Genomic DNA, 12,971 nt, shown 5'->3' on the forward strand with positions numbered 1-12,971 from the left:
CCCGTGCGAGGTTAAGCTGAAGAGGCGGAGCCGCAGCGAAAGCGAGTCTGAATAGGGCGTTTAGTACGTGGTCGTAGACCCGAAACCAGGTGATCTACCCATGTCCAGGGTGAAGTTCAGGTAACACTGAATGGAGGCCCGAACCCACGCACGTTGAAAAGTGCGGGGATGAGGTGTGGGTAGCGGAGAAATTCCAATCGAACCTGGAGATAGCTGGTTCTCCCCGAAATAGCTTTAGGGCTAGCCTTAAGTGTAAGAGTCTTGGAGGTAGAGCACTGATTGGACTAGGGGTCCTCATCGGATTACCGAATTCAGTCAAACTCCGAATGCCAATGACTTATCCTTAGGAGTCAGACTGCGAGTGATAAGATCCGTAGTCAAAAGGGAAACAGCCCAGACCGCCAGCTAAGGTCCCAAAGTGTGTATTAAGTGGAAAAGGATGTGGAGTTGCTTAGACAACTAGGATGTTGGCTTAGAAGCAGCCACCATTTAAAGAGTGCGTAATAGCTCACTAGTCGAGTGACTCTGCGCCGAAAATGTACCGGGGCTAAATACACCACCGAAGCTGCGGATTGATACCAATGGTATCAGTGGTAGGGGAGCGTTCTAAGGACAGTGAAGTCAGACCGGAAGGACTGGTGGAGTGCTTAGAAGTGAGAATGCCGGTATGAGTAGCGAAAGACGGGTGAGAATCCCGTCCACCGAATGCCTAAGGTTTCCTGAGGAAGGCTCGTCCGCTCAGGGTTAGTCAGGACCTAAGCCGAGGCCGACAGGCGTAGGCGATGGACAACAGGTTGATATTCCTGTACCACCTCTTTATCGTTTGAGCAATGGAGGGACGCAGAAGGATAGAAGAAGCGTGCGATTGGTTGTGCACGTCCAAGCAGTTAGGCTGATAAGTAGGCAAATCCGCTTATCGTAAAGGCTGAGCTGTGATGGGGAAGCTCCTTATGGAGCGAAGTCTTTGATTCCCCGCTGCCAAGAAAAGCTTCTAGCGAGATAAAAGGTGCCTGTACCGCAAACCGACACAGGTAGGCGAGGAGAGAATCCTAAGGTGTGCGAGAGAACTCTGGTTAAGGAACTCGGCAAAATGACCCCGTAACTTCGGGAGAAGGGGTGCTTTCTTAACGGAAAGCCGCAGTGAATAGGCCCAAGCGACTGTTTAGCAAAAACACAGCTCTCTGCGAAGCCGTAAGGCGAAGTATAGGGGGTGACACCTGCCCGGTGCTGGAAGGTTAAGGAGAGGGGTTAGCGTAAGCGAAGCTCTGAACTGAAGCCCCAGTAAACGGCGGCCGTAACTATAACGGTCCTAAGGTAGCGAAATTCCTTGTCGGGTAAGTTCCGACCCGCACGAAAGGTGTAACGATTTGGGCACTGTCTCAACCAGAGACTCGGTGAAATTATAGTACCTGTGAAGATGCAGGTTACCCGCGACAGGACGGAAAGACCCCGTGGAGCTTTACTGTAGCCTGATATTGAATTTTGGTACAGTTTGTACAGGATAGGCGGGAGCCATTGAAACCGGAGCGCTAGCTTCGGTGGAGGCGCTGGTGGGATACCGCCCTGACTGTATTGAAATTCTAACCTACGGGTCTTATCGACCCGGGAGACAGTGTCAGGTGGGCAGTTTGACTGGGGCGGTCGCCTCCTAAAGTGTAACGGAGGCGCCCAAAGGTTCCCTCAGAATGGTTGGAAATCATTCGTAGAGTGCAAAGGCATAAGGGAGCTTGACTGCGAGACCTACAAGTCGAGCAGGGACGAAAGTCGGGCTTAGTGATCCGGTGGTTCCGCATGGAAGGGCCATCGCTCAACGGATAAAAGCTACCCCGGGGATAACAGGCTTATCTCCCCCAAGAGTCCACATCGACGGGGAGGTTTGGCACCTCGATGTCGGCTCATCGCATCCTGGGGCTGTAGTCGGTCCCAAGGGTTGGGCTGTTCGCCCATTAAAGCGGTACGCGAGCTGGGTTCAGAACGTCGTGAGACAGTTCGGTCCCTATCCGTCGTGGGCGTAGGAAATTTGAGAGGAGCTGTCCTTAGTACGAGAGGACCGGGATGGACGCACCGCTGGTGTACCAGTTGTTCTGCCAAGGGCATAGCTGGGTAGCTATGTGCGGAAGGGATAAGTGCTGAAAGCATCTAAGCATGAAGCCCCCCTCAAGATGAGATTTCCCATAGCGTAAGCTAGTAAGATCCCTGAAAGATGATCAGGTTGATAGGTTCGAGGTGGAAGCATGGTGACATGTGGAGCTGACGAATACTAATAGATCGAGGACTTAACCATATAATATGTAGCAAATGTTATCTAGTTTTGAAGGAATATGCCTTCATAGTTTGGTGATGATGGCAGAGAGGTCACACCCGTTCCCATACCGAACACGGAAGTTAAGCTCTCTAGCGCCGATGGTAGTTGGGACCTTGTCCCTGTGAGAGTAGGACGTCGCCAAGCAACTAAAAACACAAGTCATTTGACTTGTGTTTTTTTGTATTGTTAAAAAGAATGGGAAAGAAGTAATGGAAATACAAACACGTTGCCCAAGAGTTAATCATATTATATAAAAGATGGGTGTATATTTTTCTGTAAATTGTTAAGGATTAGAAGTATAAAATAGGTTCACTTAAATAGGGAGGGAAGATTATGAAATTACAAAGTGAAGTTTGTATTGTTTGTGAGACAAAAAGAAAAGAAGGTATATATGTTTATAATAATTTAATATGCCATGAATGTGAAAAGGATATGGTGAATACAGAGACAGATGATCCGAAATATATATATTATTTAAAGCAGCTTCGAAAATTAGAAGTATCATATTTTTAAATAGGCATATGCCTATTATTTTTTTTGTTCTGTATAATAGATAGAGAATGAATAATAAGGAAGAGATGTAGATGAATCAAAATCGTATGCCTTTATATGAGGCGTTAATAGAGTTTAAAGAAAGAGGGCCGTTATCCTTTCATGTTCCTGGTCATAAGAATGGTTTAAACTTCCCTCAGGAGGCAATAAGAGAGTTTAAAGGTATTCTATCTATTGATGTAACTGAATTAGCAGGACTAGATGATTTGCATAGTCCGTTTGAATGTATAGATGAGGCACAACAATTATTGGCTGAAGTTTATAATACAAAGAGAAGTTATTTTTTAATTAATGGTTCAACAGTCGGGAACTTAGCAATGATTTTGTCTTGTTGCGGGGAACATGATATTGTTCTTGTACAAAGAAATTGTCATAAATCAATTATTAATGGTTTAAAACTTGCAGGAGCAAATCCCATTTTTTTAGATCCATGGATTGATGAAGCTTATAACGTACCAGTGGGAGTTCGTAATGAAATTATTAAGAACGCAATTGGAAAGTATCCAAATGCGAAAGCACTTATTTTAACGCATCCTAATTATTATGGTATGGGGATGGATCTAGAGGCAAGCATCGCTTTTGCACATGCACATAAAATCCCTGTTTTGGTAGATGAGGCACATGGGGCACATCTATGTTTGGGAGAACCATTTCCGAAGTCAGCATTAACATATGGTGCAGATATTGTAGTTCATTCTGCACATAAAACATTACCCGCAATGACAATGGGTTCCTATTTACATATAAATAGTCATTTAGTAGACGAAGATAAGGTTACTACTTATTTAAGTATGCTACAATCTAGTAGTCCATCGTATCCAATTATGGCTTCCTTGGATATAGCACGCTTTACAATGGCGCGTATAAAAGAAGAAGGTCACAGTGAAATTGTTGAGTTTTTACGAAGATTTAAGGAACAATTACGTTCTATTCCCCAAATCGCCATTTTAGAATATCCGTTGCAAGATGAGTTAAAGGTCACCGTACAAACTCGTTGTCAGTTATCAGGGTACGAATTACAGTCTGTATTTGAAAAGGTCGGTATATATACAGAGATGGCTGATCCGTACAATGTCCTATTTATTTTACCCTTACAAGTAAATGAGGGATATATGAAGGTTATAGAGATGATCCGAGTAGCATTGCAACATTATGAGGTGAAAGACAAGAGGGAATCTATTCGTTATACTTATAATGGTGAATTCTCTCTTTTACCGTATACGTATAAACAACTAGACGGATATGAAACAAAGATAGTATCTATAGAAGAGGCTGTTGGAATGATAGCGGCGGAAATGGTGATTCCGTATCCACCTGGAATTCCATTAATTATGTATGGAGAGAGAATTACTTCAGAGCATAAAGAGCAAATTATGTATTTAGAAAGAGCAGGAGCTCGTTTTCAAGGTAATACGAAATATATGAAAGTGTATGATATAGAAAGTAGGTTTTAGGATGAAGGGATTATTTGTAACAATTGAGGGCCCAGAAGGTTCAGGTAAAACAACGTTAATTAAAAGCTTATTGCCATATTTTGAACAAAAAGCACAGAAGGTAATGGCGACAAGGGAACCAGGCGGTATTGCAATTTCTGAGGACATTAGGACGATTTTACATAAACAAGAATATACGATGATGGAAGCACGTACAGAAGCGCTTCTTTATGCTGCTGCGCGCAGACAACATTTAGTAGAAAAAGTTATGCCAGCACTTAATGAGAACTACCTCGTGTTATGTGATCGTTTTATAGATAGCTCTTTAGCATACCAAGGCTATGCAAGAGGATTGGGTATGGATAAGGTATTTGAAATAAATCGTTTCGCAACAGAGGACTGTATGCCTAGTTTAACAATTTATCTAGACATTGAGCCTGAGGTTGGTTTGGCTCGGATTGAAAAAGATGCAGGACGTGAAGTAAATCGACTAGATATGGAAGATATCTCTTTCCATAAAAGTGTGCGCGAAGGGTATTTACAAGTTGTAGAACGTTTCTCGGATCGTATTGTATTGGTAAATGCTGATCAACCGATGGAAAAACTTATAGAAGAAGTTGTTCAGATTATAGAAGATAAATTGTTATAATAGAAGGAAAGAATGAAATAAGTGAGGTATGCATTATGACGAAGACGTGGGAGCAGCTTTCTGCTATACAACCCATCGGTGTAAAAATGTTGATGAATAGCATTGCAAAAGAGCGTATATCCCACGCTTACTTGTTAGAGGGAGGGAAAGGGACAGGAAAGTTTGCGACAGCAATTCAAATGGCAAAGAGTTTCCTCTGTTCTGAGCGGAATGGAGTAGAGCCCTGCCATGTATGTACAAACTGTAAGCGAATTGATTCAGGTAACCACCCTAACTTACATATTGTAAAACCAGACGGATTATCTATTAAGAAGCAGCAAATTCATGATTTACAAGAAGAGTTTTCCAAAACAGGATTAGAGGCAAATAAAAAAATATATATTATTGAGCACGCAGATCGTATGACAGCAAATGCGGCAAATACACTTTTGAAATTTTTAGAAGAACCAAGTAGTGATACAACTGCTATTTTACTTACTGAACAAAGTCATCAAATTTTAAATACGATTTTATCTCGCTGCCAAGTTGTTACGTTTAGACCGTTACCTACGGAATCTTTAATTAGAAGATTACAGGATGAAGGGATTACAGCATCTTTATCGACACTTGCTGCTCAACTTACAAATAGTTTTGATGAAGCTTTAGCTTTATGTAGTGATGAATGGTTTGCACAAGCACGAGCTTTAGTGATAAAATTATGTGAAGCGCTCGAAAAAGATAAAACCTCTATTTTTTTTGTACAAGAAAAATGGGGAAAACACTTTGGAGAGAAAGAACAATTACAGCAAGGTTTAGATATGTTACTCCTTATTTATAAGGATTTATTATATGTTCAACTTGGAGAAGAAGATCGTCTTGTTTTTCATGAGCAGAAAGAGATGTTTGAATCGTTTTCCTATGCTCAGAAGCGCATTGTATCAGCTCTCTTTAATATATTAGAGGCAAAAAATAGAATCAACGCTAATGTAAATGCGCAGCTTGTGTTCGAACAGTTAGTGTTGCGGTTGCAGGAGGGATGACCGTTTTGTATGATGTAGTAGGTGTTCGCTTTAAGAAGGCCGGAAAGGTATATTACTTTGATCCAAACCAGTTCGATATCTCTGAAAATGAGTTTGTCATTGTAGAAACGGTAAGAGGTATTGAATACGGAAAAGTAGTTATTACCAAAAAACAAGTTGATGAAAACGACGTTGTATTACCGCTAAAAAAGGTTATTCGTATTGCAAATGAAAATGATCGTACCATTGTTGAAGAGAACAAACATGCTGCCAAAGAAGCATATCAAGTCTGTCAACAAAAGGTAGTAGAGCATAATCTTGATATGAAACTTGTAGATGTAGAGTATACATTCGATCGTAATAAGATTATTTTCTATTTTACTGCGGATGGTCGGATCGATTTCCGCGAACTAGTGAAGGACTTAGCCGCAATTTTTAGAACAAGAATTGAACTAAGACAAATTGGTGTTCGTGATGAAGCGAAGATGCTAGGTGGTATTGGTCCATGTGGTCGTATGCTTTGTTGTTCTACTTTTTTAGGGGATTTTGAACCTGTATCCATTAAAATGGCAAAGGATCAAAATTTATCATTAAATCCTGCAAAAATCTCTGGTTTATGTGGTCGCTTAATGTGTTGCTTAAAATATGAGAATGATGAATATGAGGCAGCAAAGGAACAACTTCCTGATTTAGATCAACGTATACAAACCCCGCATGGTACTGGCCGTGTTATCGGATTAAATATTTTAGAAAGATTAATTCAAGTGGAACTAGTAGACAAGGAACGGATAGTAGAATATACGTTAGATGAGTTAGTGAATAAAGGGGTCGTTTCGAGTCAAACCACAGATTAATGAGGTGGGTGCTTGTGGAGAAAAAAGATATTTTTGAATCGGTTTCTAGTATGGAAGAGCAAATTGGACATTTATATAAACAGTTGGGAGAGTTAAAACAGCATCTTGCAGAGTTGTTGGAAGAAAACCAGCATATAAAAATGGAAAATAACAATTTGCGACACCGTTTTGAAGAAGTGCAGAATAAAGAAAAACAAAAAACTCAAAAACGTAAAGAAGTGAAGCCGAAAACAGATATTGGTGAAGGCTATGACAATTTAGCGAGACTATATCAAGAAGGTTTTCATATTTGCAATCTACATTATGGAAGTGTACGTAAAGAGGGAGATTGTTTGTTCTGTCTTTCATTCTTAAATAAAAAGTAAAATTACCTTTCCAATTATAATTGGAAAGGTAATTTTTTATACATGAAATAGGGTAGGTTAAGGGTAAGAAAAGGAGCAGTATATGAATTTATATGAAGATGAACGTTTAGATTACTTATTAGCACAAGACATGAAGATTATACAAAGCCCATCAGTATTTAATTTTTCTTTAGATGCCGTTTTACTCGCAGATTTTGCATGGGTACCAATTCAAAAGGGGAATTTACTTGATTTGTGTACAGGTAACGCGGTTGTTCCCCTTCTATTAAGTACAAGAACAAAAGGAAATATTACTGGTGTGGAAATTCAAGAACGCTTATATGATATGGGAGTAAGAAGTGTTCAATACAATGGATTGGAAGAAAGAATTCACCTCATACATGGAGATTTGAAAGATATGCCAGAGAAACTTGGGCGTCATCAATATGATGTTGTTACATGCAATCCACCATATTTTCAAACACCTCAAACTTCAGAGAAAAATATGAATGAACATTTAGCGATAGCTCGTCATGAAATTATGTGTACATTAGAAGATGTTGTATCTGCAAGTAGTCAGTTAGTAAAACAAGGTGGGAAAGTAGCGTTTGTACATCGTCCAGGGCGATTACTAGACATTGTCACATTAATGCGTAAATATAAAATTGAACCAAAGCGTGTGCAATTTGTTTATCCTAAGGTTGGAAAAGAAGCAAATACATTGTTAATTGAAGGAATTAAGGATGGAAATGCAGATTTGAAAATTTTACCGCCTCTCGTTGTATATGAGAACAATAACGAATATACAAAGGAGCTACGTTCAATTTTATATGGAGAAGAATAAGCACTTTTTTTATGTGGTAGAGTGCTCTGATGGAAGTTATTATGCTGGATATACAAACCATATAGAAAAGAGAATTCAGACTCATAATAGCGGCAAAGGGGCTAAGTATACACGCGTCAGGCTTCCTGTCGTTTTAAAATATGTAGAGACCCACGATGATAAGCGTACAGCTATGCAAGCGGAGTATTACTTTAAGCAATTAACGAGAAAACAAAAAGAGGCATATATGCAAAAAGGAGAACGCTATGTGGCAACAAAAAAGCTTTCAACAAAATGAAAAGGGAGTTTTATATTTAGTACCAACTCCTATTGGAAATCTAGAAGATATGACATTTCGTGCAATCCGAATTTTAAAAGAAGTTGATTTAATTGCTGCTGAAGATACGAGACAAACGAAAAAACTTTGTAATTATTTTGAAATTGAAACACCTGTCACGAGTTATCATGAGCACAATAAAGAAGTAAGTGGGAAGAAACTATTAGAGAAATTAGAGGATGGAAAGAATGTAGCACTTGTTAGTGACGCTGGTATGCCGTGTATTTCTGATCCAGGTTACGATATTGTCGTTGAGGCAGTAGCTGAGCAATATCATGTAATTCCGCTTCCTGGAGCAAATGCAGCCCTTACAGCATTAATTGCATCCGGTCTTGAAACAAAGCAGTTTTATTTCTATGGTTTCTTGCAGAGAAACAAAAAGGAACGGAAGATGGAGTTAGAAAAGCTTCGTTATGTACAAACTACAATGATGTTTTATGAAGCACCTCATCGTTTAGATGATACTTTAATTTCGATGCAGGAAGTGTTGGGAAATAGAGAGATTGTATTATGTCGAGAGTTAACGAAAAAATTTGAGGAATTTATTCGAGGAACAATCGAAGAAGCAATTGAGTGGACGAAGCAAAATGAAGTACGTGGTGAGTTTTGTATTTTAGTAGCTGGTTCAACAGAAGAACCTGCTCCAGAAGAACAATGGTGGGAATCTCTTTCGGTATATGATCATATTGAATATTATATAAATGAAAAAAGTATGAATTCAAAAGAAGCGATTAAAACAGTCGCTAAAGATCGAGATTTGTCGAAAAGAGATGTATATCAAATCTATCATGTCGATAAAAAATAAGCTTCTCATAATTGAGAAGCTTATTTTGCTGTTTCGATATAATCTTGAAGTTCGTTTAAGATTTGCTCAGCGCCTTCTTTGCTTAAGATGATTTTACCTTCAGCTAAAGAAAGGTTACCGTCAGATACTTCACCAGTTACTTGGCAAGTCATGTTTGGTTTATATTTCTTTAAGATGATTTTTTCGTCATCAACATAGATTTCAAGAGCGTCCTTTTCTGCAATACCTAAAGTACGGCGTAATTCGATTGGAATTACTACACGACCTAATTCATCAACTTTACGAACAATACCAGTAGATTTCATAATTTTTTTCCTCCTAAATAAATAGTTTATAAGTTTCGAGTCTATTTTTAGATTCGTCATTTTTCGACAAAATACCCTATGGACATATGATACCAATCATTTACATTTCCGTCAATTCTTAAATTCTATATTTTTTAAAAAGATTTATAGATTTCTTATTTCTTATATATAATAGATTGAGAGGAAATTCCACAATTATTTACATTATTTTCTGAAAAAATAATAAATTAAAAGTGGATATTGTATATTTTTTTGAAATATGAGCAATAGATGATAAAGATATTGAGCATTAAGACCTAAATTGAAAATTAGGTTGGCGTAAAGAAGATAAGTTAGATTTGGGCTGCTCGTAAAAGCCCAATTAACGTGGGCTAATAATTAGTGGGGAGGAACAAAAACCCTACTGATTAAAGTTTCACTTTATATATGAGTTTTTGATATACTGTTTATAAATACATATGAGGTTATTCGGGAGGTCCAAAACAATGACAGAGGAAAATAAGTCCTTTTATATTACTACCCCAATTTATTATCCAAGTGGAAAATTACACATTGGACATGCTTATACGACAGTAGCAGGAGATGCGATGGCACGATATAAGCGTATGCAAGGTTATAATGTGCATTATTTAACAGGAACTGATGAACATGGACAGAAGATCCAAAAGAAAGCAGAAGAGTTAAATATTACGCCACAGGCATATGTTGATAACATTGTTGCAGGAATTAAAGAGCTTTGGGAGAAGATGGATATTTCTTATGATGATTTTATTCGTACAACTGAAGATCGTCATAAAGATGTTGTCGAAAAAATCTTTAAACAATTAGTAGATCAAGGTGACATTTATCTTGATGAATATGAAGGTTGGTATTCTGTACAAGATGAGACGTTCTATACAGAGCATCAATTAGTAGATCCAATTATGGAAGGCGACAAAGTAGTTGGAGGAAAAAGCCCAGATAGTGGTCATGATGTAGAACTTGTTCGTGAAGAATCTTATTTCTTTAGAATGGGTAAATATGTCGACAGACTATTAAAGTTCTATGAAGATAATCCACATTTCATTCAGCCGGAGTCTCGTAAAAATGAAATGATTAATAATTTTATTAAACCGGGATTAGAAGATTTAGCAGTTTCTCGTACTTCATTTGACTGGGGAGTTCGTGTTCCTGGTAACCCAAAACACGTTATTTACGTATGGGTTGACGCATTATCTAACTATATTACGGCGTTAGGTTATGGAACAGCAAATGAAGAGAAATATAAAAAATTCTGGCCTGCAGATGTGCATTTAGTTGGGAAAGAAATTGTTCGTTTCCATACAATTTATTGGCCGATAATTTTAATGGCATTAGATTTACCTCTTCCGAAGAAAGTCTTTGCTCATGGCTGGATTTTAATGAAGGATGGAAAGATGAGTAAGTCAAAAGGAAACGTAGTAGATCCAGTTACATTAATCGATCGTTACGGATTAGATGCATTACGTTATTACCTACTTCGTGAAGTTCCATTTGGATCTGATGGCGTATTTACACCAGAAGGATTTGTGGAGCGTATTAATTTCGACTTAGCAAATGACTTAGGTAATTTATTAAATCGTACAGTAGCTATGATTGATAAGTACTTTAACGGAGAAATCCCTGCATTTAAAGCAAATGTGACGGAATTTGATGAAACGTTAGTAGCGTTTGCACAAGATACTTTGAAAAAAGTAGAAGAAGCAATGGAGGATATGGAGTTCTCTGTAGCGTTAGGATCTATTTGGCAACTAGTTAGTCGTACGAATAAATATATTGATGAAACACAACCATGGGTATTAGCAAAAGATGAGAATGATCGTGAAAAGTTAGCCTCTGTAATGGCTCATTTAGCAGAAGTACTTCGTCAAACAGGTATTATGCTTATGCCATTCTTAACAGTAGCACCAAGCAAGATGTTTGCTCAGCTTGGCCTTACTGATGAAGCTCATAAATCTTGGGAAAGTCTATCTACAATTGGCTGCATTCCAGCTGGAACAAAAGTAGAAAAAGGAAACCCAATTTTCCCTCGTTTAGAAATGGAAGTGGAAGTAGAGTACATTAAAGAACAAATGAAAAGCTCTGCTCCTAAAGTAGAAGAGAAAAAAGAAGAAGAACCGAAGGTAGAAGAAATTACAATTGATGATTTCTTTAAAGTAGAATTACGCGTAGCTGAAGTACTATCTGCTGAACCTGTGAAAAAAGCAGACAAGCTGTTAAAAATTCAACTAGACTTAGGTACAGAAAAGCGTCAAGTTGTTTCTGGAATTGCAAAATTCTATTCGCCGGAAGACTTAAAAGGTAAAAAGGTTATTTGTGTAACAAACTTAAAACCTGTAAAATTACGCGGTGAATTATCGCAAGGTATGATTTTAGCGGGTGAAGAGAATGGCGTATTGTCATTAGCATCAATTGACCAAAATCTACCAAATGGTACAAAAATCAAGTAATTAAGACAAGAAAAGAGATGTTTCACGTGTAACATGTGTGAAGCGTCTTTTTTCTTTTTACACTCTCTATTTTTGCATTAAGATTGTAGTATTGTTATCGTTAAGTTATTAAAGAACTTATTTTTGTAGAATAAACTTGATTTCAATATAAAAGGAGTTATGTATTATGTTGTTTGATACACATTCACATTTGAATGCAGAGCAATTCGAAGGAGATTTGCAAGAGGTTATTGCCCGAATGAAAGAAGCGGGAGTTACTTATACAGTTGTTGTTGGTTTTGATGAAGTAACGATAAAAAAGGCGATGGAATTAGCTGAAGCCTATGATTTTATTTACGCTGCGGTTGGGTGGCACCCAGTTGATGCAATCGACATGACAGAAGAACATTTAGCTTGGTTAGAAGAACTTGCTTCTCATCCTAAAGTCGTTGCACTTGGAGAAATGGGCTTAGATTATCACTGGGATAAGTCTCCAAAAGAAATACAGAAAGAAGTATTCCGTAAACAAATTGCATTAGCGAAAAAAGTAAAATTGCCGATTATTATACATAACCGCGATGCAACTCAAGATATTGTTGATATTCTAGAAGAAGAGAATGCAGCTGAAGTAGGAGGCATTATGCATTGCTTTAGCGGCAGTGTAGAGGTAGCAGAGCGATGTGTTGATATGAACTTTTTAATTTCGTTAGGTGGACCAGTTACATTTAAAAACGCTAAGAAGCCGAAAGAGGTTGCTACGGAGATTCCATTAGAGAAATTGTTAATAGAGACGGATTGTCCGTATTTAACACCGCATCCATTTCGAGGGAAACGAAATGAACCGAGTTATGTAAAACTCGTAGCAGAAGAAATTGCGAATTTAAAAGGGATTTCTTATGAGGAAGTAGCAGAAATGACAACTAAAAATGCAAAAGTTTTATTTGGTGTTGAATAAAAAAGAATGGGGAAACCTGTTCTTTTTTATTTTGAGAAAAACTAGTAGAAGTGATGAAGAAAATAAATGTGAATGATGAAGTGTTACAATAAGGACAGAGAACAAAGATTTTTCTATTCTATTTTTTAAAATATAAGAATGGGGAAAATAATAATGGAAAAGTC

Annotated in this window: 12 protein-coding genes and 2 rRNA genes (1 of these 14 only partly in view); 13 read left to right on the forward strand and 1 reads right to left on the reverse strand. The window is 38.0% G+C overall.

Annotated elements, in window-relative coordinates; all coding sequences use genetic code 11:
- The 11 genes from ACUL40_RS19840 to rsmI all read left to right on the forward strand — a co-directional run.
- Positions 1-2,284 (forward strand): 23S ribosomal RNA (locus ACUL40_RS19840) (it extends 638 nt beyond the left edge of the window).
- A 49-nt stretch (positions 2,285-2,333) separates the two neighbouring features.
- Positions 2,334-2,449: ribosomal RNA gene (gene rrf / locus ACUL40_RS19845) — 5S ribosomal RNA — on the forward strand.
- A gap of 189 nt (positions 2,450-2,638) precedes the next feature.
- Complete coding sequence (locus ACUL40_RS19850; RefSeq protein WP_000776278.1) at positions 2,639-2,818, forward strand: sigma factor G inhibitor Gin; 180 nt, start codon at positions 2,639-2,641, stop codon at positions 2,816-2,818.
- Positions 2,819-2,889: 71 nt separating this feature from the next.
- Complete coding sequence (locus ACUL40_RS19855) at positions 2,890-4,311, forward strand: aminotransferase class I/II-fold pyridoxal phosphate-dependent enzyme (protein WP_001075300.1); 1,422 nt, start codon at positions 2,890-2,892, stop codon at positions 4,309-4,311.
- 1 nt (position 4,312) lies between these two features.
- On the forward strand, positions 4,313-4,939 hold the full coding sequence (gene tmk, locus ACUL40_RS19860; RefSeq protein WP_000677221.1) for a dTMP kinase: 627 nt from the start codon (positions 4,313-4,315) through the stop codon (positions 4,937-4,939).
- Between the two features lie 35 nt (positions 4,940-4,974).
- A complete protein-coding gene (gene holB / locus ACUL40_RS19865) occupies positions 4,975-5,958 on the forward strand; it encodes a DNA polymerase III subunit delta' (RefSeq protein ID WP_000169561.1) in 984 nt (327 codons plus the stop codon).
- A gap of 5 nt (positions 5,959-5,963) precedes the next feature.
- Entirely contained in the window at positions 5,964-6,791 is an 828-nt protein-coding gene (locus tag ACUL40_RS19870; RefSeq protein ID WP_000272429.1) for a PSP1 domain-containing protein, read from the forward strand.
- A 14-nt stretch (positions 6,792-6,805) separates the two neighbouring features.
- A complete protein-coding gene (gene yabA / locus ACUL40_RS19875; RefSeq protein WP_000412063.1) occupies positions 6,806-7,156 on the forward strand; it encodes a DNA replication initiation control protein YabA in 351 nt (116 codons plus the stop codon).
- 82 nt (positions 7,157-7,238) lie between these two features.
- On the forward strand, positions 7,239-7,979 hold the full coding sequence (locus tag ACUL40_RS19880; RefSeq protein ID WP_001055366.1) for a tRNA1(Val) (adenine(37)-N6)-methyltransferase: 741 nt from the start codon (positions 7,239-7,241) through the stop codon (positions 7,977-7,979).
- Positions 7,966-8,256, forward strand: a complete 291-nt coding sequence (locus ACUL40_RS19885) for a GIY-YIG nuclease family protein (protein ID WP_000414350.1) — start codon at positions 7,966-7,968, stop codon at positions 8,254-8,256. The genes ACUL40_RS19880 and ACUL40_RS19885 overlap by 14 nt, the downstream gene beginning before the upstream one ends.
- Entirely contained in the window at positions 8,225-9,100 is an 876-nt protein-coding gene (gene rsmI, locus ACUL40_RS19890) for a 16S rRNA (cytidine(1402)-2'-O)-methyltransferase (RefSeq protein WP_000267821.1), read from the forward strand. The genes ACUL40_RS19885 and rsmI overlap by 32 nt, the downstream gene beginning before the upstream one ends.
- A gap of 20 nt (positions 9,101-9,120) precedes the next feature.
- Here the strand turns inward: rsmI and ACUL40_RS19895 are convergent, their stop codons facing one another.
- Positions 9,121-9,405, reverse strand: coding sequence for an AbrB/MazE/SpoVT family DNA-binding domain-containing protein (locus tag ACUL40_RS19895; protein ID WP_000843036.1), 285 nt, complete (start codon positions 9,403-9,405; stop codon positions 9,121-9,123).
- 485 nt (positions 9,406-9,890) lie between these two features.
- Here ACUL40_RS19895 and metG point away from each other — a divergent pair, with 485 nt between their 5' ends.
- Both metG and ACUL40_RS19905 read left to right on the forward strand, forming a co-directional pair.
- Positions 9,891-11,873: a methionine--tRNA ligase gene (metG, locus tag ACUL40_RS19900; protein ID WP_445423119.1), complete on the forward strand. Its 1,983-nt coding sequence runs from the start codon at positions 9,891-9,893 to the stop codon at positions 11,871-11,873.
- A gap of 166 nt (positions 11,874-12,039) precedes the next feature.
- Complete coding sequence (locus ACUL40_RS19905; protein WP_000895851.1) at positions 12,040-12,807, forward strand: TatD family hydrolase; 768 nt, start codon at positions 12,040-12,042, stop codon at positions 12,805-12,807.
- The last annotated feature ends 164 nt before the right edge of the window (positions 12,808-12,971 follow it).

The sequence above is a fragment of the Bacillus sp. KNSH39 genome (genome assembly GCF_052656585.1).